At 70.0% G+C, this 18,661-nt stretch carries 14 protein-coding genes; 12 read left to right on the top strand and 2 right to left on the bottom strand.

The features are described 5' to 3' along the window. Nucleotides 1–183: 183 nt before the first annotated feature. The 11 genes from eccA3 (at nt 184) to eccE (ending at nt 15,028) form a co-directional block, all read left to right on the top strand. Nucleotides 184–2,037, top strand: coding sequence for a type VII secretion system ESX-3 AAA family ATPase EccA3 (gene eccA3 / locus AC0KTM_RS22955; protein ID WP_472416759.1), 1,854 nt, complete (start codon nt 184–186; stop codon nt 2,035–2,037). Beyond that, the gene (gene eccB / locus AC0KTM_RS22950) at nt 2,034–3,653 is read left to right on the top strand and encodes a type VII secretion protein EccB (RefSeq protein WP_225330451.1); all 1,620 of its coding nucleotides are present in this window, start codon (nt 2,034–2,036) and stop codon (nt 3,651–3,653) included. The genes eccA3 and eccB overlap by 4 nt, the downstream gene beginning before the upstream one ends. Next, a complete protein-coding gene (eccCa, locus tag AC0KTM_RS22945; RefSeq protein WP_472416757.1) occupies nt 3,650–7,627 on the top strand; it encodes a type VII secretion protein EccCa in 3,978 nt (1,325 codons plus the stop codon). The genes eccB and eccCa overlap by 4 nt, the downstream gene beginning before the upstream one ends. Before the next feature lie 2 nt (nt 7,628–7,629). After that, the gene (locus AC0KTM_RS22940) at nt 7,630–7,938 is read left to right on the top strand and encodes a PE family protein (protein ID WP_067165003.1); all 309 of its coding nucleotides are present in this window, start codon (nt 7,630–7,632) and stop codon (nt 7,936–7,938) included. Between the two features lie 2 nt (nt 7,939–7,940). Further along, on the top strand, nt 7,941–9,431 hold the full coding sequence (locus tag AC0KTM_RS22935; protein ID WP_472416755.1) for a PPE domain-containing protein: 1,491 nt from the start codon (nt 7,941–7,943) through the stop codon (nt 9,429–9,431). A 64-nt stretch (nt 9,432–9,495) separates the two neighbouring features. Beyond that, on the top strand, nt 9,496–9,789 hold the full coding sequence (esxG, locus tag AC0KTM_RS22930) for a type VII secretion system protein EsxG (RefSeq protein WP_008261664.1): 294 nt from the start codon (nt 9,496–9,498) through the stop codon (nt 9,787–9,789). Nucleotides 9,790–9,832: 43 nt separating this feature from the next. Further along, nucleotides 9,833–10,123, top strand: coding sequence for a WXG100 family type VII secretion target (locus tag AC0KTM_RS22925; RefSeq protein ID WP_008261663.1), 291 nt, complete (start codon nt 9,833–9,835; stop codon nt 10,121–10,123). Between the two features lie 20 nt (nt 10,124–10,143). Then, the gene (locus AC0KTM_RS22920; RefSeq protein WP_472416753.1) at nt 10,144–11,088 is read left to right on the top strand and encodes an ESX secretion-associated protein EspG; all 945 of its coding nucleotides are present in this window, start codon (nt 10,144–10,146) and stop codon (nt 11,086–11,088) included. A 78-nt stretch (nt 11,089–11,166) separates the two neighbouring features. Further along, nucleotides 11,167–12,591 carry a type VII secretion integral membrane protein EccD gene (gene eccD / locus AC0KTM_RS22915; protein ID WP_225330338.1) on the top strand — a complete coding sequence of 475 codons (1,425 nt, stop codon included), beginning with the start codon at nt 11,167–11,169 and terminating at the stop codon, nt 12,589–12,591. After that, the gene (mycP, locus tag AC0KTM_RS22910; RefSeq protein ID WP_472416751.1) at nt 12,588–14,006 is read left to right on the top strand and encodes a type VII secretion-associated serine protease mycosin; all 1,419 of its coding nucleotides are present in this window, start codon (nt 12,588–12,590) and stop codon (nt 14,004–14,006) included. The genes eccD and mycP overlap by 4 nt, the downstream gene beginning before the upstream one ends. Continuing rightward, nucleotides 14,003–15,028, top strand: a complete 1,026-nt coding sequence (gene eccE / locus AC0KTM_RS22905; RefSeq protein ID WP_472416749.1) for a type VII secretion protein EccE — start codon at nt 14,003–14,005, stop codon at nt 15,026–15,028. The genes mycP and eccE overlap by 4 nt, the downstream gene beginning before the upstream one ends. Here eccE and AC0KTM_RS22900 read toward each other — a convergent pair. Then, nucleotides 15,018–16,205: an alpha/beta hydrolase family protein gene (locus AC0KTM_RS22900; protein WP_472417537.1), complete on the bottom strand. Its 1,188-nt coding sequence runs from the start codon at nt 16,203–16,205 to the stop codon at nt 15,018–15,020. The two genes, eccE and AC0KTM_RS22900, sit on opposite strands and share 11 nt — an antisense overlap. A gap of 176 nt (nt 16,206–16,381) precedes the next feature. Between AC0KTM_RS22900 and AC0KTM_RS22895 the strand changes: the two genes are divergently transcribed. Further along, a complete protein-coding gene (locus AC0KTM_RS22895; RefSeq protein ID WP_472416747.1) occupies nt 16,382–17,161 on the top strand; it encodes a trans-aconitate 2-methyltransferase in 780 nt (259 codons plus the stop codon). 28 nt (nt 17,162–17,189) lie between these two features. Here the strand turns inward: AC0KTM_RS22895 and AC0KTM_RS22890 are convergent, their stop codons facing one another. Beyond that, complete coding sequence (locus AC0KTM_RS22890; RefSeq protein WP_225330332.1) at nt 17,190–18,620, bottom strand: sulfatase family protein; 1,431 nt, start codon at nt 18,618–18,620, stop codon at nt 17,190–17,192. Between the last annotated feature and the right edge of the window lie 41 nt (nt 18,621–18,661).

The raw sequence follows: 18,661 nt of genomic DNA, 5'->3' as shown, positions 1-18,661 counted from the left end.
CGTGCGGCTGTGAGTATGCCGAAAATGCGGCTAAACCCTCTCCGGAACGCCCCCATCGGCGGTAGAAGAAGGGCAGTGCAGTGGTGAGTCGGACAGGCCCAAACGCCTCGACAGTTAGCTTATGCAATGCTAACTTCAGGCGGGTCAGGTTAGGGGAGACTACATACATGAAAAGACGCGGCCGTGGAACACGGTGACACCGGCATGCTCACAGTTCAGCCCGTCAATCCGCGGGTCGACACGCGCGTTGACGGCGACGTCGTCAGCCGGTTCGCCACGTGCTGCCGCGCGCTGGGCATCGTCGTCTACCAGCGCCAGCGGCCGGCCGACCTGGCCGCGGCCCGCTCGGGTTTCACCGCGCTGACGCGCATCGCCCACGACCAATGCGACGCGTGGACGGGGCTGGCGGCCGCCGGGGATGCGTCGCTGCGAGTGCTCGAGGCGGTGTCGCGCACCGCGGCCACCGCGGGCGTGCTGCAGCGCCAGGTCGATCTGGCGCCCGACTCGCTGGGCTTCCGCTACGACACCGGACTGTATCTACAGTTTCGCGCCACCACTCCCGACGATTTCCACCTCGCCTACGCGGCCTCGCTCGCCACGGCGGGACGGTTTGCTGACGCCGACGCCATCGTCGCCGGCCTGAGCGCCGAGCGCCCGAACTGGCGCGAGGCCCGCTGGGTGTCCGTCGTCATCAACTACCGCGCCGAGCGCTGGTCGGACGTCGTCAAGCTGCTGACCCCGATCGTCAACGACACGGATCTCGACGAGGCGTTCTCGCACGCGGCCAAAATCGCCCTCGGCACCGCGCTGGCCCGGCTGGGCATGTTCGCCCCGGCGCTGTCCTATCTGGAGGAGCCCGACGGACCGGTCGCGGTGGCGGCCGTCGATGGCGCGCTGGCCAAAGCGCTGGTGCTGCGCGCGCACGTCGACGAGGACTCGGCGAGCGAAGTGCTGCAGGACCTGTACGCGGCCCACCCCGAGAACGAACAGGTCGAACAGGCCCTGACCGACACCAGTTTCGGCATCGTGACCACGACGGCGGCCCGCATCGAGGCCCGCATCGATCCGTGGAACCCCGAAACCGAGCCCAGCGCCGAGGATTTCGTCGATCCCGCCGCCCACGAACGCAAGGCCGTGCTGCTGCACGAGGCCGAACGCCAGCTCGCCGAATTCATCGGCCTCGAAGAGGTCAAGAACCAGGTGTCGCGGCTGAAGAGCTCGGTCGCCATGGAGCTGGTCCGCAAGCAGCGCGGACTCGCGGTCGCGCAGCGCGCCCACCACCTGGTCTTCGCCGGCCCACCCGGAACCGGTAAGACCACCATCGCCCGCGTGGTCGCCAAAATCTATTGCGGCCTCGGGCTTTTGAAGCGGGAGAACATCCGCGAGGTGCACCGCGCCGACCTCATCGGCCAGCACATCGGCGAGACCGAGGCCAAGACCAACGCGATCATCGACAGCGCGCTCGACGGCGTGCTGTTCCTCGACGAGGCCTACGCACTGGTCGCCACCGGCGCCAAGAACGACTTCGGGCTGGTGGCCATCGACACCCTGCTGGCGCGGATGGAGAACGACCGCGACCGCCTGGTGGTCATCATCGCCGGGTACCGCGCCGACCTGGACAAATTCCTGGACACCAACGAGGGCCTGCGTTCCCGGTTCACCCGCAACATCGACTTCCCTTCCTACGCACCGTCGGAACTCGTCGAGATCGCGAACAAGATGGCCGAGCAGCGCGACAGCATCTTCGAAAAGGCCGCGCTCGACCACATGGAGGAGCTGTTCACGAACTTGGCGACCGACTCGACCCCCGACGCCAACGGAATCTCACGACGCAACTTGGACATCGCCGGTAACGGTCGATTCGTCCGAAACATCGTCGAACGCTCCGAAGAAGAACGAGAGTTCCGGCTCGACCATTCGGAACACGCCGGAACCGGCGAATTCAGTGACGAGGAATTGATGACGATCACCGACGACGACGTCGCAAGGTCGGTTGAGCCGCTGCTGCGCGGCCTCGGGCTGTCGGTGCCGGCATGACGTCCAACCATCAACCCGACGAACGCCGTTCGTTCACCTCTCGCACCCCGGTCAACGACAACCCCGACCAGGTCGAGTACCGCCGCGGCTTCGTCACCCGGCATCAGGTCAGCGGCTGGCGATTCGTGATGCGCCGGATCGCCTCCGGTATTGCGTTGCACGACACCAGGATGCTCGTCGACCCCCTGCGCACCCAGTCGCGCGCGGTGGCGATGGGCGCCGTCCTTCTGATCACCGGCCTGGCCGGTTGCTTCGTGTTCTCGCTCATCCGGCCCAGCGGGACGGCGGGCACCAACGCCGTGCTCGCCGACCGGTCAACCGCCGCGCTGTATGTCCGTGTCGGTGAGGACCTGCATCCGGTGCTCAACCTGACCTCGGCGCGGCTGATCACGGGCCGGCCGGTGGACCCCACCATGGTGAAAAGCAGTGAGCTGGACCGGTTTCCGCGCGGCAACCTGATCGGCATCCCCGGCGCGCCGGAACGGATGGTGCAAAACCCGTCGGCCGACGCGAACTGGACGGTGTGCGACGCGGTCAGCGAGCCCGGCGGGCACGCCGCCCACAGCACCGGCGTCACGGTGATCGCGGGCCGGCCCGACAGCAGCGGCGCCCGCGCCGCCACGCTCGCGCCGCGCCAGGCACTGCTCGCCGAGCGCGACGGCACCACCTGGTTGCTGTGGGAGGGCAAGCGCAGTCAAATCAACCTGACCGACCATGCGATCACCAACGCACTTGGCTTGGGACAGGGCAACTCTGACATCCCCGCGCCCCGCCCCATCGCCCTGGGCCTGTTCAACGCGATACCCGAGGCGCCGTCGTTGACCGCGCCCGGCATCCCGAACGCCGGTGCGCCGGCGCCCTTTACCACCACCGCACCGATCGGCGCGGTGGTGGTGTCCTACACCCTGGATCAGAGCTCCTCGGGTGCGCCGCGCTACTACGCGGTGCTGCCCGACGGCCTGCAGCAGATCTCGCCGGTGCTCGCCGCGATCCTGCGCAACACGAATTCCTATGGGCTGGACCAACCCCCGCGGCTGGGCGCCGATGCGGTGGCCAAGCTGCCGGTGTCGCGGATGCTGGACACCACGCGGTACCCGGACCAGCAGGTGGGCCTGGTGGACGCCGCCAAATCGCCGGTCTCGTGCGCGTATTGGAGCAAGCCCGCCGGTGCCGCCAGCAGCTCGGTGAACCTGCTGTCCGGCTCGGCCCTGCCGGTGGCCGAATCGATACGCACCGTCGACCTGGTGGGCGGCGGCGCGCCGACCACCGCCGCCCGCGTCGCCCTGGCGCCGGGATACGGATACTTCACCCAGACCGTCGGCGGCGGGCCGAACTCGCCGGGCGCCGGGTCGCTGTTCTGGGTCTCTGACACCGGTGTCCGCTACGGCATCGACAACGAGGCGGAGCACCCGGCCGCCGGGCAGGGCAAAACCGTTGAGGCCCTTGGCCTTACCGGGCCGCCGGTCCCCATTCCGTGGTCGATGTTGTCGCTGTTCGCGAGCGGCCCGACGTTATCGCGCGCCGACGCGCTGCTGGCACACGACGGGCTGACGCCCGACCAGAAGCCCGGCCGCGTCACCGCTGCTGCTAGGGAAGCCGAGGGAGCCCCCCGATGAGCCGACTGATCTTCGAAGCGCGCCGCCGGCTGGCGCCGCCGGTGACCCGCAAGGGCACCATCGCCATCGAGGCGCCGCCCGAGTTGCCCCGGGTGATTCCGCCGTCGTTCCTGCGCCGGGCGATGCCGTACGTGCTGGTGATCCTGATCGTCGGCATGATCGTCGCCCTGTTCGCGACCGGGATGCGGTTGATCTCCCCGCAGACCCTGTTCTTCCCGTTCGTGCTGTTGCTCGCCGCGACGGCGATGTACCGCGGCAACGACAACAAGACGCGCACCGAGGAGGTCGACGCCGAGCGCGCCGACTACCTGCGCTACCTGTCTGTGGTCCGGGACAACATCCGTACCCAGGCCGCCGCGCAGCGCGCCGCCGCGCAGTGGTCCCACCCGGAACCCGCGGCGCTGGCCGCCGTGCCCGGAACGCGCCGTCAGTGGGAGCGCGACCCGCACGATCCCGACTTCCTGGTGCTGCGGGCCGGGCGGCACCACGTGCCCCTGGCGACCGCGCTGCGGGTCAACGACACCGCGGACGAGATCGACCTGGAGCCGGTGTCGCACAGCGCATTACGCAGCCTGCTCGAGACCCACCGCACGGTGCGTGACGTGCCGACCGGAATCGACCTGGCCAAGGTCTCGAGGATCACCGTGCTCGGCCCCGAAGACCAGGCGCGCTCGGCGATGCGGGCCTGGGTCGCTCAGGCGGTCACCTGGCACGACCCGACGGTGCTCGGGGTCGCGCTGGTCACTCCCGATCTCGAGGGAGCGGACTGGTCGTGGCTGAAGTGGCTGCCGCACATCGACATTCCCGGTGAGCTCGACGGCGTCGGGCCGGCCCGCTTCATGGCCACCAACGCCGACGAACTGGTCGTCAAGCTGGGGTCCGCGCTCGTCGACCGCCCGGCGTTCACCGGCGAACCCGCCGACGCGCTGCGGCACCTGCTGATCGTCGTCGACGACCCGGACTACGACCTGAACGCCTCGACCCTGGCGATGGGCCGGGCGGGTGTCACCGTGGTGCACCGCGGCGCCATCGCCCCGCACCGCGAGCAGTATTCGGACCCGGAGAAGCCGATCCTGCGCATCAGCGGCGGCGGCCGAGGCTGCTCCCTCGAGCGCTGGCAGACCGGCGGCTGGCAGCCCTACATCGACGACGCCGACCAGCTGGGCGCCGACGAGGCCGCCCACCTGGCGCGCCAGCTGTCGCGGTGGGACTCCAACCCGTCCCACACGGGGTTGCGCTCGGCGGCCACCCGCGGCGCCACGTTCACCACGATGCTGGGCATCCCGGACGCGTCGCAACTGGATGTGCCGACGCTGTGGGCGCCCCGGCGCCGCGAGGACGAGCTGCGCGTCCCGATCGGGGTCACCGCCACCGGTGAGCCGCTGATGTTCGACCTCAAGGACGAGGCCGAGGGCGGGATGGGCCCGCACGGTCTGATGATCGGTATGACGGGGTCGGGTAAGTCCCAGACCCTGATGTCGATCCTGTTGTCGCTGTTGACGACTCACTCGGCGGACCGGTTGATCGTCATCTACGCCGACTTCAAGGGTGAGGCCGGGGCCGACAGCTTCCGCCATTTCCCGCAGGTTGTCGCGGTGATCTCCAACATGGCCGAAAAGAAGTCGCTGGCCGACCGGTTCGCCGACACGCTGCGCGGCGAGGTGGCCCGCCGGGAGACGCTGCTGCGTGAGGCCGGCCGCCGGGTGCAGGGCAGCGCCTTCAACTCGGTGGTCGAGTACGAGAACGCCATCGCGGCGGGGCACGACCTGGCGCCGATCCCGACGCTGTTCGTGGTGGCCGACGAGTTCACGTTGATGCTGGCCGACCACCCGGAGTACGCGGAGCTGTTCGATTACGTTGCCCGCAAAGGCCGTTCGTTCCGCATCCACATCCTGTTCGCGTCGCAGACGCTGGATGTCGGAAAGATCAAGGACATCGACAAGAACACCTCCTACCGCATCGGGTTGAAGGTGGCCAGCCCCAGCGTGTCCCGCCAGATCATCGGCGTGGAGGACGCCTATCACATCGAATCCGGCAAGGAGCACAAGGGCGTGGGCTTCTTGGTGCCCGCGCCGGGCGCGACCCCGATCAAGTTCCGCAGCACCTATGTCGACGGCATCTACGATCCGCCGCAGAAGGCCAAATCGCTGGTGGTGCCGTCCATCCCGGAGCCCAAGGTGTTCACCGCCGGGCGGGTCGAGCCCGATCAGGACACCGTGATCACCAGCCCCGACGAGGTCGAACTGACCGGGCCGCCGCGCAAGCTCATCGCCACCATCGGCGACCAGCTGGCCGGTTACGGTCCGCGCGCGCCGAAGTTGTGGCTGCCGCCGCTGGACGAGCCGATCCCGGTGACCGCGATGCTGGCCCGGGCCGGCGTGCCGCCGCGGCAGTGGCGGTGGCCGCTGGGCGAGATCGACAAGCCGTTCGAGATGCGCCGCGACCCACTGATATTCGATGCCGCGTCGTCGGCCGGAAACATGGTCATCCACGGTGGCCCCAAGTCGGGGAAGTCGACTGCGCTGCAGACGTTCATGTTGTCGGCGGCCAGCCTGCACTCGCCGCGCGAGGTCACGTTCTACTGCCTGGACTACGGCGGCGGCAAGCTGCGCGCGCTGGAGGGCCTGGCGCACGTCGGCAGCGTCGCCTCGGCCCTGGAGCCCGAACGGATCCGGCGCACCTTCGGGGAGCTCGAGCAGCTGCTGTTGTCGCGGCAGCGCCGCGAGGCGTTCCGGGACTCCCGCGGTGGGGTCCCCGACGACGGGTTCGGCGAGGTGTTCCTGCTCATCGACAACCTCTACGCGTTCGGCCGTGACAACACCGACCAGTTCAACACGCGAAACCCGTTGCTGGCCAAGGTCACCGAGCTGGTCAACATCGGGCTGGCGTACGGCATCCACGTCGTCGTCACCACGCCCAGCTGGCTGGAGGTGCCGCTGTCGATGCGGGACGGCCTCGGGTTGCGGCTCGAGCTCAAGCTGCACGATCCGCGGGACAGCAATGTGCGGGTGGTCGGCGCCCTGCGCCGGCCCGCCGAGGCGGTGCCGCACGACCAGCCGGGCCGCGGATTGACCATGGCCGCAGAACATTTCCTGTTCGCCGCCCCGGAGCTGGACCAGGTCGCCGCCATCAACGACCGCTACCCGGGCATGGCGGCGCCGCCGGTGCGGCTGCTGCCCACCAATCTCGCCCCGGATGCCGTCGGGTCGCTCTACCGCGGGCCGGAACAGGTGGTCATCGGCCAGCGCGAGGAGGATCTCGCGCCGGTGGTGGTCGACTTCGCCGACAACCCGCTGCTGATGGTGTTCGGTGACAGCAAGTCGGGGAAGACGACGCTGCTGCGCCACCTCATTCGCACGGTCCGCGAACACTCGACGCCGGATCAGGTGGCCTTCACGGTGCTGGATCGGCGGTTGCACCTCGTCGACGAACCGTTGTTCGCCGACAACGAGTACACCGCCAACATCGACCGCATCATCCCGGCGATGTTGGGGCTGGCCAACCTCATCGAGTCGCGCCGGCCACCGGCCGGCATGTCACCGGCCGAACTGTCGCGGTGGACGTTTGCGGGCCAGACCCACTACCTGATCATCGACGACGTGGACCAGATACCGGATTCGCCGGCGATGAGTGGCCCCTACGTCGGGCAGCGCCCGTGGAGTCCGCTGCTCGGGTTGCTCTCGCAGGCAGCCGATTTGGGGATCCGGGTGATCGTCACCGCGCGGGCCACCGGGTCGGGGCACGCGTTGATGACGAACCCGCTGCTGCGCCGCTTCAACGACCTGCAGGCGACCACGTTGATGCTCGCGGGCAACCCGCAAGACAGCGGCAAGATCCGCGGTCAACGGTTCGGCCGGTTGCCGGCCGGACGGGCGATCCTGTTGGGCGACAGCGATGGTCCGACGTACGTGCAATTGATCAACCCCTTGATCGGGGAAACCGTAATGGCAAGTGAAGCGCAACGGGAGGAGTAGAGATGACGCTGCGAGTGGTTCCCGAAGGTCTGGCCGCCACCAGCGCCGCGGTGGAGGCGCTGACGGCACGGCTGGCGGCCGCGCACGCGGCGGCGGCCCCGGCGATCACGGCGGTGGTGCCGCCGGCGGTCGATCCGGTGTCGCTGCAGACGGCTGTGGGGTTCAGCGCTCAGGGCCAGGAGCACTCGGCCATGGCGGCCCAGGGCGTCGAAGAGCTGGGCCGCGCCGGGCTCGGCGTCGGGGAGGCCGGCGCAAGCTATCTCGCGGGCGACACCGCGGCCGCTGCGACGTTCGGGATCGCGGGCGCCTGACGATGACCGCCCCCTTCGGCCCCATCTGGATGGCGTCGCCACCAGAGGTGCATTCGGCGTTGCTGAGCGCCGGTCCGGGACCGGGGCCGCTGTTGGCGGCCGCCGGTGCGTGGACCTCGCTCAGCGCCCAATACGCCACGGCGGCCGGCGAACTCAGTGCCTTGTTGGGGGAGGCACAGGCGGGGGCGTGGGAAGGGCCGAGCGCCGAGCAGTATGTGGCGGCCCACCTGCCGTACCTGGCATGGCTGCAGCAGGCCAGCGCCGACAGCGCGGGTGCCGCGGCGCAACAGGAGGTCGCGGCGACGGCGTACACGGCCGCGTTGGCGGCCATGCCGACGCTGGCCGAGCTCGCCACCAACCACGCCGTCCACGGGGTGCTGGTGGGGACGAATTTCTTTGGCATCAACACGATTCCGATCGCGGTCAACGAGGCCGACTACGCGCGGATGTGGGTCCAGGCGGCCACCACCATGGGCACCTACCAGGCCGTCTCGGGCTCGGCGCTGGCTGCGGCACCGCGCACCATGGCCGCGCCGACCATCGTCAATCCCGGGAGCGAGACCAACAACCTCACGTCCAACGCCGCGCAGAACACCGGGGACTGGTGGCAGAACTTCATCCAGCAGTTGTCGAAGTTCCTGCAGGACTTCTTCCAGAACATCCAGCAGATGCTGCAGGACTTCTTCTCGAACCTGCCGGCATTCCTGGCGGCCAACGGACCGCTGCTGTTCTTCGTCGCCTACCAGGTGTTCTTCAACGCCGTCGGCTGGCCGACCTGGGGCGCGATCCTGACCGCGCCGTTCCTGATTCCGCTCCTGCTGGGCATCGGCCTCAGTTCCTTGCTCGCCACGCCCGCCGAGGCCGCGCCGGAGGCGGCGGCCCCGGCCGCCGTGGCGCCCGTGCTGGCATCGAACAAGCCGTCCATGCTGCCGGCGGTCGCCCTGGCGCCGACGGTGGCGACTCCCGCCGCGACCCCGGCCACGACGGTCGCGGCCGGCACCGGCGCGCCCGCCGCCCCGGCGCCGGCGGCGCCGGCCGGAAGCTTCGCCTACGTGGTCGCCTACGGCGCTGACCCGGAAACCGGCGTCGGTCCCACCCTGGGCGGCCGCGGCGGGGCCAAGGCGCCCGCGGCGACGATCCCGGCGGCCGGCGCGGCGGCGCCGGCGCGCGCCGAGGCGCGAGCGCGGCGCCGGCGGCGGGCCGCGCTGCACGACCACGCCGACGAGTTCGCGGATATGGAATCCGATTTCGGTGTGCCGCCGGACTACGGCGACGAGGAGGAGCTCGCCGCGGCCGTCGCGTCCGCGCAGGGGGCCGGGGCGCTCGGATTCGCCGGAACCAAGCAGCGACACAAGGCGTTTCAGGCGGCGGGATTGACCAAGCTGGCCGACGATGACTTCGGCGGCGGCCCACGGATGCCAATGGTGCCCGGCACGTGGGGGCAGGAAGCCGTCAACGGAACGGGCCCAACCGAACCGGGGAAGGGGGGATAAGGCAGTCAGCCACATCCGGGTGAACTACTCCAAACCCCAACGGACGCAATAGAAAGGAATCACCATGAGTATGTTGGACGCTCATATCCCGCAGTTGGTTGCCTCGCAATCGGCGTTCAGCGCCAAGGCCGCGCTGCTGCGCAGCACGATCAGCCAGGCCGAGCAGGAAGCGATGTCGGCCCAGGCTTTCCACCAGGGCGAGTCCTCGGCGGCGTTCCAGGCCGCGCACGCACGGTTCGTGGAGGTAGCCGCGCGGGTCAACACGCTGCTGGATATCGCCCAGGCCAACCTCGGCGACGCCGCCGGCACCTATGTGGCCGCGGACGCGGCGGCCGCCTCCGGTTACACCGCGTTCTGACACCGCCGCTTTTAGACGCCACCAACCCGCGAAAGGACTTGTGATGTCGCAAATCATGTACAACTACCCGGCGATGTTGAGCCACGCCGCCGACATGTCGGGCTACGCCGGCACGATGCAGGGGCTCGGCGCCGACATCTCCGCCGAGCAGGCCACGCTGTCCAACGCCTGGCAAGGTGATACCGGTATGACCTACCAGGTGTGGCAGGCCCAGTGGAACCAGGCCATGGAAAGCCTGGTGCGCGCATACCAGTCGATGGCCAGCACCCACGAGGCCAACACCATGTCGATGCTGGCCCGCGACCAGGCCGAAGCCGCCAAGTGGGGCGGCTAGTTCGTGGCTGAACGAGCCTGATGGAACCAGCTCCCAACGCCGTCGAGCTGACGGTCGATCACGCGTGGTTCATCGCGGAAACGATTGGGGCGGGAAGCTTCCCGTGGGTATTGGCAATCACCTGCCCCTATCGTGACGCCGCGGAACGCAACGCGTTCCTCGACCGTCAGAGGGCGGAGCTCACCCAGATGGGCCTGGTATCAGAAGCCGGACTCATCAACCCCGCCGTCGCCGAGTGGATCAAGGTGGTGTGCTTCCCCGAGCGGTGGCTCGACCTGCGTTACGTCCCCCCCGCCAACGACACCGGTGCGGCCGGTGGCGCGGGCGAGCTGCTGCGCGGCATCGTCGCGCAGCGCGCCGGGGCCGGCGGGCGGCCGTCGACGACGGTGGTGGCGTTGCGCAGCGCGCAGCTGATCACGTTCACCGCGATGGACATCGATGACCCGCGCGCACTGGTTCCGGTCCTCTGTGTCGGGCTGGCCCAGCGGCAACCGGCGCGGTTCGACGAGTTCAGCATGCCGACCCGGGTGGGCGCCCGCGCCGACGAGCGTCTGCGTTCCGGTGCTCCGCTCGCCGAAGTCCTTGACTACCTTGGTATTCCGCAATCGGCGCGGCCGGTGGTGGAGTCGGTGTTCAACGGGTCGCGAAGCTACGTCGAGATCGTCGCCGGCTGCCACCGCGACGGCCGGCACTCGACCACCGAGGTGGGGATGAGCATCGTGGACACAAGCGAGGGCCGGGTCCTGGTCAGCCCGTCCCGCGCGTTCGACGGCGAGTGGGTTTCGACCTTCGCGCCGGGCACCCCGTTCGCGATCGCCGTCGCGATCGAACAACTGACCGCCCAGCTGCCAGATGCCGGATGGTTCGCCGAACACCGGTTAGCACGAGACTTTTCCGCTTCAACGCGAGATTTTTCGCCTTCAACGCGAGATTTCTCCCCGTCAACACTGTCCGTCCACCACTGAAAGAAATAGAGAAGAGAGCACGATGTCCCAGGAACGGCCGCAACATTCTTCGAGGGTCCGGTGACGTCCGGAACCGTCATGCCGATCGTCCGCGTGGCAATCCTCGCGGACAGCAGGTTGACGGAAATGGCCCTACCTGCCGAGCTGCCGCTGCGCGAAATCCTGCCCGCGGTCCAGCGATTGGTGGTTCCGGCCACCGCGAACGGCGACGCGGAAGACGGCTCCGGCTCACGCGGCGCCGCCGAGATCGGTGGTGCCACCCAACTGAGCCTGGCGCCCATCGGCGGCGCGCCGTTCAGCCTGGACGCGAGCCTGGACACGGTCGGAGTCGTCGACGGTGACCTGCTGGCGCTGCAGCCGGTGCCGGTCGGCCCGGCCGCGCCCGGCATCGTCGAGGACATCGCCGACGCCGCCATGATTTTCTCCACCTCTCGGCTGCGGCCTTGGGGCACAACGCATATCCAGCGCGGCGCGCTGGCCGCGGCGATCGCCGTGGCCTTCCTGGCGACCGGCCTGTCGGTCACCTATCGCGTCGCCACCGGCGCACTGTCCGGGGTGGTTGCGGTCAGCGCGGTCGCGGCCCTGACCGCGATCGTCGGCCTGCTGGCCACGGCGCGCTCGGCGCGCACCGGAATGGCCCTGTCGATCGCCGCGCTGGTGCCCATCGGCGCCGCGCTGGTGCTGGCGGTGCCGGGCAGGTTCGGCCCTGCGCAGGTGATGCTGGCCGCGGCCGGTGTCACCGCGTGGTCGCTGATCGCCTTGATGGTGCCCAGCGCGCAGCGCGAGCGCATCGCCGGATTCTTCACCGCGACCGCGGTGCTGGGCGCGGCGGTGCTGCTGGCCGCGGGGGCCGAATTGCTGTGGCACGTCAAGCTGGTCGCGATCGGCTGCGGTCTGATCGTGGCCGCGCTGCTGGTCACCATCGAAGCGGCGCAGCTGTCCGCGCTGTGGGCGCGCTTCCCGCTGCCGGTCATTCCGGCGCCCGGGGATCCCACGCCGTCGGCGCCGTCGCTGCAGGTGCTCGAGGACCTGCCCCGCCGCGTGCGGATCAGCGACGCCCACCAGAGCGGCTTCATCGCCGCCGCGGTGCTGCTCACTGTCCTGGGCTCGGTGGCGATCGCGCTGCGCCCGGAGACCCTGAGCGGCGCGGGCTGGTACGTGGTGGGCGCGACCGCCGCGGCGTCGGTGCTGCGCGCCCGGGTGTGGGACTCGGCGGCGTGCAAGGCGTGGCTGCTCGCCCAGCCCTATCTGACCGCCGGCGTGCTGCTGGTGATCTACACGGCGACGGGACGCTACGGCGCCGCCCTCGGTGCGGCGCTGGTGCTGCTGGCGCTCGTGGCGGTGTGGATCGTGCTGGCGCTGAACCCGGGTATCGCTGAGCCGGAGAGCTATTCGCTTCCCGTGCGACGGCTGGTGGGCTTCGCCGCGGCCGGACTCGATGCCTCGCTGATCCCCGTCATGGCGTTTGTGGTCGGGCTGTTCAGCCTGGTGCTCAATCGATGATTCGGCCGCGGCAATATCCAGCAGCCTGCCTCGCGGCGGCGTTGGCCCTGTTGCCGGCCACCGCGACGTGGACGAGTCCGCCGGCTTTCGCGATCAGCCCGCCGACGGTCGATCCCGGCGTCCCCCCGCCGAGCGGGGCGGCGGGGCCCGTGCAGCCGATGGAGCAGCGCGGACCCTGCGTCACGTCCGGCGTCATTCCGGGCAGCGATCCGGGCGCCCCCACGCCGAGCCAGTCCGCGCTGAATCTGCCGGCGGCATGGCAGTTTTCGCGCGGCGACGGCCAGCTGGTCGCGGTGCTCGACACCGGGGTGCGGCCGGGCCCACGGCTGCCCAATGTCGAACCGGGCGGCGACTTCGTCGAGACCACCGACGGCCTGACCGACTGCGACGGACACGGAACGCTGGTCGCCGGGATCATCGCCGGCCAGCCCTCGGCTGACGACGGGTTCTCGGGCGTGGCCCCCGCGGCGCGCGTGGTGTCGATCAGGACGTCGTCGGCCAGGTTCTCCCCCCGCACGCCGGGCGGCGATCCGCTGATGGCTCGGGTGTCGTCCGAGGTCGCGACCCTCGCCCGGGCCATCGTGCACGCGGCCGACCTCGGCGCCCGGGTGATCGACGTCGGCTCGGCCACCTGCCTGCCCGTCGACCGCCCCGTCGACCAGGCCGCCCTCGGCGCCGCCGTGCGCTACGCGGCCGTGGACAAGGACGCCGTGATCGTGGCCGCCGCGGGCAACAGCGGGCCGACCGGATCGTTCGCCGGTGGGACGTCCTGCGAATCCAATCCGCTCACCGACCTGAGCCGTCCGAACGATCCACGCAACTGGGCCGGCGTCACCTCGGTGTCCATCCCGTCGTTGTGGCAGCCGTACGTGCTGTCGGTGGCGTCGCTGACCCCGGAGGGCCAGCCGTCGAAATTCACCGTCGCGGGCCCCTGGGTGGGCGTCGCGGCGCCGGGCGAACGCATCGTGTCGGTCGGCAACGGTGACGGCGCGGGCCTCGCCAACGGCCTGCCCGACGACCATCAGCAACTGGTCGCCCTCAAGGGCACCAGCTACGCGGCCGGCTACGTCGCCGGCGTCGCCGCGCTGGTGCGCAGCAAGTATCCCGACCTGTCCGCCACCGCCGTGACGCACCGCATCACCGCGACCGCGCACAACGGCGCCCGCGACCCGTCCAACGTGGTGGGCGCCGGCAGCGTGGACCCGGTGGCCGCGTTGACCTGGCAATTGCCCGCCGGCGATCAGCCGAGCGGGGCGGCGGCGAAGCAGGTCGCCCTGCCCCCGGCGCCGGCGCCCGAGAACACCACACCGCGGACCGTCGCGGTGGCCGGCACCGCCGTGCTGGCCGTGCTGGTCGCCGTGGCCGGCGCGGTCACCACCATCGCCGCACGCCGTCGAAAGGACCCCACCCCGTGAGCAAGATTTCGATACCGACCCCCGGGAGCGGGCGAATCACGTTGGCGCTCTTGGCCATTGTTCCTGCGGTGATGGCCTACCCGTGGCGATCGCCCCGGGACTACTGGCTGCTCGGCATCGCGGCGGCCGTCGTGATCGTGCTGTTCGGCGCGTGGGGCGGTCTGTATCTCACCACCCTGGCGCGCCGCCGCCTGGCGATCATCGGGCGTCGCAATGCGTTCACGCCGGAGCCGCCGGCCACGGCGACCACCGTCCTGGTCCGGGTCGCACCGGAGGGCGACTCCGATGTGCTGCCGCTGCCGCTGATCGCCGGCTACCTGGACCGCTACGGCATCCGGGCCGACAAGATCCGGATCACCAGCCGGGACAACGCCTCCGACGCCTCGCGGCGCGAGACCTGGATCGGGCTCACCGTGTCGGCGCCGGAGAACCTCGCCGCGCTGCGGGCCCGCTCGCCGCGGATCCCGTTGCAGGAGACCGCTCAGGTCGCGGCGCGGCGGCTGGCCGACCACCTCCGGGAGACCGGATGGGAAGCCACCGCCGTCGCACCCGACGACGTCCCCCGGCTGCTGACGTCCAACCCCCGTGAGAGATGGCGCGGGGTGCAGCGCGGCGCGTCGGATTACATTGCGGCATACGAGATCCGGGTGGACGAGGCCTTGCCGGAGACGCTGGACGCCATCCGGTCGCATTCTGCGCGCGAGACCTGCACGGCGCTGGAGATCGCCGGTGACAAGGACCACCCCACCGTCGCCGTGGCGTGCGCCTTCCAGACCGACACCCCGCCGGACCGCAAGGCGCCGCTGGACGGGCTCACCCCGCAGCGCGGAAACCACCTGCCCGCACTGACCGCGCTGGACCTGCTGTCCACGACGCGGCTGGACGGGCACACGCCCGCGCCCGCCGACCTGCTCACCCGGCTGCACTGGCCCACCCTGGTCGGCGGGGCCCATCGGGCGTCGTCGGCGGGTACCGCGGAAGTCACCGAGACCACCGACACCCTCGAGGCCGCTAGAACATGACCTCCTGCAGGAACTCGGTCATCCGGCGCAGGTAGTCCAGCTGGCTCACGTGCATCACGTGGCTGCCCGGAAACCAGTGCAGCGCACAGTGATCCCAGTGGTGCCAGAGCTTGACGGCATGGTCCGGCGGCGCCATCCGGTCGCCGAGGCCGGTGATGATCATCCGGCGGTCCCGGCCGACCAGCGGCCGGTAGTTGAGCGGGCAGTGGTAGGCCAGACCGGCACCCAACTGCTCGTGGCTGATATCGGAGAGGCGCAGGCCCACCCGGACCAGCTTGTTGGCCGGGAACCATTCTTCGAACAGGGTCGCGGGAGTGACGACGGGGCAGTTGGGGATGACGGCGTCGAGCCGATCGTCGGCCGAGGCCACCAGCGCCGAGGTGTAGCCGCCCAGCGAGATGCCGGTGAGCGCGATCCGGTCGACACCGGTGTGGCGCAAATAGTCGATGATGGAACGAAAGTCGTGCACGGCCTGGGCCATCGCCTCGGCGAAGCCGCTGAGCCCGCCGGCGAAATAGCCGAAACCGCTGAAGGGTGAGAACTTTTCGGCCCGCTTGCCGTGAAACGGCAACGTAAACATCAGCACGTCGTAGCCCGCCCGGTAGTACCAGGGCAACGAAAAGAACCGACCGTTGGCCAGATACCACGACCCCATGAAGCCGTGGATCACGCACAGCGTGGGCCGCGGTCCGTCGTCGTGGCGCCAATGCTGCGCGCGCACCGTGTTGTTGGACCCCCACGCGCTCCAACGCGCACGCATCGCGGGGTTGATCGCGGTGAAGCTGCTGGGGAACGCGATGTTGTCGACCGTGCCGCGCGCGACCCACTCCGCCAGCGGGCTGGCCCGCCGCGAGGTCACCCGCGGCAACTCCGTGGGCGGCGGAAAGGACTGCGCGGGATCTCCCGCCGCGCCCAGCTCGGCGTAGAAGTCGAGGTTGCTCCGCTCGGTCGCGGTGTCGGGTTGCCGCAGGGCGCCCGCGACCACGAACGGCGCCACCGTGGTGGTGAGCAACGAGGCCACCCAGGTGCGCAGGGCCAGATCGCCGAGGGCCGATGCCTCGACTACCATTCGCTGACGGGGCGACAACGCCGAGTGGGGGGGTAATCCGCCGGCGCCGGCCGGCACATCGGCGCCGGGAACGTCGGGAACGGGAATGGGCGGGTCGATCGGATCCATGTCGGGCGCCACGAACGCCGATGGTAGCCGGGCGGGCTCGCGCTTCCAGGGCGTTTCACCGGTTTCCGTCGCTACGGTCTTTTCCCGGGACCACCGCGGTGGTGCAGGGGCACCATAGGAGTAATACGGTTTGCTATCAGCCGGCTAGCGACGACGCGTTGATCAGGAGGACCGACATGTGGGACCCGGACGTCTACCTGGCCTTTGCCGACCACCGCGGCCGGCCGTTCTACGATCTGCTGTCGCGGGTGGGCGCCGAGCAGGCGCGCCGCGTCGTCGATCTCGGCTGCGGGCCCGGGCACCTGACGAAGTACCTGGGCCGGCGCTGGCCGGACGCGGTGATCGAGGCGGTGGACAGCTCCCCGGAGATGGTGGCCGCCGCCAAGGAACGCGGCATCGACGCCGTCACCGGCGACCTGCGCGACTGGAAGCCCCAACCGGACACCGACGTGGTGGTCAGCAACGCGGCGCTGCACTGGGTGCCCGAGCATGCCGACCTGCTGCTGCGGTGGGCGGGGGAGCTGGCGCCCGGATCGTGGATCGGGGTGCAGATGCCGGGCAACTTCGAGTCCCCGTCGTACGCGGCGGTGCGGGCGCTGGCCCGCCGCGAGCCGTACGCGAAATTGCTGCGCGACATACCTTTTCGCGTCGGCGCGGTGGTTCAGCCGCCCGCGCACTACGCCAACTTGCTGCTCGACGCGGGATGCAGGGTCGACGTCTGGGAGACCACCTATCTGCATCAGCTGACCGGCGAGCACCCGGTGCTGGAATGGATCACCGGCACGGCGCTGGTCCCGGTGCGCGAGCGGCTCGACGGCGACACCTGGGAGCAGTTCCGCGAGGAGCTGATTCCGCTGCTGTCCGACGCCTATCCGCCGCGGTCCGACGGGACGACGATCTTCCCGTTCCGGCGGGTGTTCGTCGTCGCCGTGGTGGGCGGAGCGGGCCGCGCGTAGCGGGTCGCCACCATCGGACGAGCGGCGACTATCGCTGCGCGGGCCCGCCTTCTTCGATGCCCCGGTCCGCGGCGATGGCCGACCGTGGGGTCGGCTTGGTGCCGTGATGAATCTGCAGGTACGTCTCGGTGTACCGCGCGGCGATGCGGGTTCCGGCGAACTCCGAGGGGATGACGTCACCGGTGCGCTGACGCCAATCATGCAGCAGGACGGCGAGATTGGCCGCGACGTCGTCGACGTCCGCGCCGTCGTCGGCCAGCAGGTTGGTGGTTTCGGTGGGATCGGCGCGCAGATCGTAGAGTTCGCGCTCGGGCCGCGGCGCGGTGACGAGCGGCGCCACGACCACCCCGGACGGGCTTTCCTCGATGTCCCAGGGCAGATCCAGCAGCGGGCGCGACGCGTAATTCTCGATGTAGCTGTAGTCCTTGGTGCGAATCGCGCGAATCGGATCGAACGAGTCGTGGTAGGTCTTCATCGTGTACACCTCGTCGCGCACCGGCGCGGTGGGCGGGTCCGGCTCCAGCAGCACGCCCGCGTGTGACACACCGTCGACGTCGGCCGGGGCGTCGATTCCCAACAGCCCCAACAGCGTTGGCACCAGGTCGACGGCGCTGAACAGTTCGTCGTAGACGCGCGGTGGCACGGACCGGTTGGTGGGCGGGCGGATGATCATGCCGATGCCGGTCCCGGCGTCGTACAGCGTGGATTTCGCCCGGGGGAACGCCGGTCCGTGATCGGTGAAGAACACCACCCAGGTGGTGGCGTCCAACCCGGTGTCCGCCAGCGTGTCCAGCAACCGCCCGACGGCGGCGTCGGCCGCGCTGATGGCCCCGTAGAAGGCGGCCAGGTCGCCGCGCACCTGGGGGGTGTCGGGCAGGTAGTCGGGCAGGTCGACGTCGGCGCTGTTCGCCGGGGAGTATCGGTCCTCGGGGTAGGGGCGGTGTGTCTCGAAAAAGCCGGCGGTCAACAGAAAGGGTTGTCCCACAAGGCCGTCGGCGCTTTGCCGCAGCCACTCGTCGGCCTTGTCGGCGACGTAGTCACAGTAGGAGTTCGACACGTCGAACTCGTCGAACCCCAGCCGCTTCGGGTAGGAGGTCTCGTGTTGCATACCGAAAAGCGCCGAATACCAACCCGATTCGGACAGGATCTGGGGGAGGGTCCGGATTCCGCTGCGGTATTCCCAGCCGTGGTGGGCCAGACCGATCAGGCCGTTGGATTGCGGATAACGCCCGGTGAACAGCGATCCGCGCGACGGCGAGCACAGCGGCGCGGTGGCGTGCGCCCGGGTGAACAGGATGCCCTCGGCCGCAAGGCGGTCCATTCGCGGGCTCGATACGTCCGGGTGGCCGTAGGCGCCGAGGTAGCGCCCCAGGTCGTGCCAGTGCACGATCAGCACGTTGTCCTTGCGGCGCGGGTCGTCCTTGCTGTCCGCGGCTTCGCCCGGCGTCAATTGCGTCACCTCTCACCTTGCCTTGCGACCGGCGACGATACCGCAACGGC

It is taken from the genome of Mycobacterium sp. NTMscope_Eco_3 (genome assembly GCF_976985685.1).
This window is presented reverse-complemented; position numbering and strand designations above follow the sequence as displayed.

Excerpts from the sequence above, each read along its gene's own strand:
- eccB (WP_225330451.1), top strand. The coding sequence starts at position 2,034 with ATGACGTCCAACCATCAACCCGACGAACGCCGTTCGTTCACCTCTCGC.
- eccCa (WP_472416757.1), top strand. The coding sequence starts at position 3,650 with ATGAGCCGACTGATCTTCGAAGCGCGCCGCCGGCTGGCGCCGCCGGTG.
- AC0KTM_RS22940 (WP_067165003.1), top strand. The coding sequence starts at position 7,630 with ATGACGCTGCGAGTGGTTCCCGAAGGTCTGGCCGCCACCAGCGCCGCG.
- AC0KTM_RS22935 (WP_472416755.1), top strand. The coding sequence starts at position 7,941 with ATGACCGCCCCCTTCGGCCCCATCTGGATGGCGTCGCCACCAGAGGTG.
- esxG (WP_008261664.1), top strand. The coding sequence starts at position 9,496 with ATGAGTATGTTGGACGCTCATATCCCGCAGTTGGTTGCCTCGCAATCG.
- AC0KTM_RS22925 (WP_008261663.1), top strand. The coding sequence starts at position 9,833 with ATGTCGCAAATCATGTACAACTACCCGGCGATGTTGAGCCACGCCGCC.
- AC0KTM_RS22920 (WP_472416753.1), top strand. The coding sequence starts at position 10,144 with ATGGAACCAGCTCCCAACGCCGTCGAGCTGACGGTCGATCACGCGTGG.
- eccD (WP_225330338.1), top strand. The coding sequence starts at position 11,167 with ATGCCGATCGTCCGCGTGGCAATCCTCGCGGACAGCAGGTTGACGGAA.
- mycP (WP_472416751.1), top strand. The coding sequence starts at position 12,588 with ATGATTCGGCCGCGGCAATATCCAGCAGCCTGCCTCGCGGCGGCGTTG.
- AC0KTM_RS22900 (WP_472417537.1), bottom strand. The coding sequence starts at position 16,205 with ATGGATCCGATCGACCCGCCCATTCCCGTTCCCGACGTTCCCGGCGCC.
- AC0KTM_RS22895 (WP_472416747.1), top strand. The coding sequence starts at position 16,382 with ATGTGGGACCCGGACGTCTACCTGGCCTTTGCCGACCACCGCGGCCGG.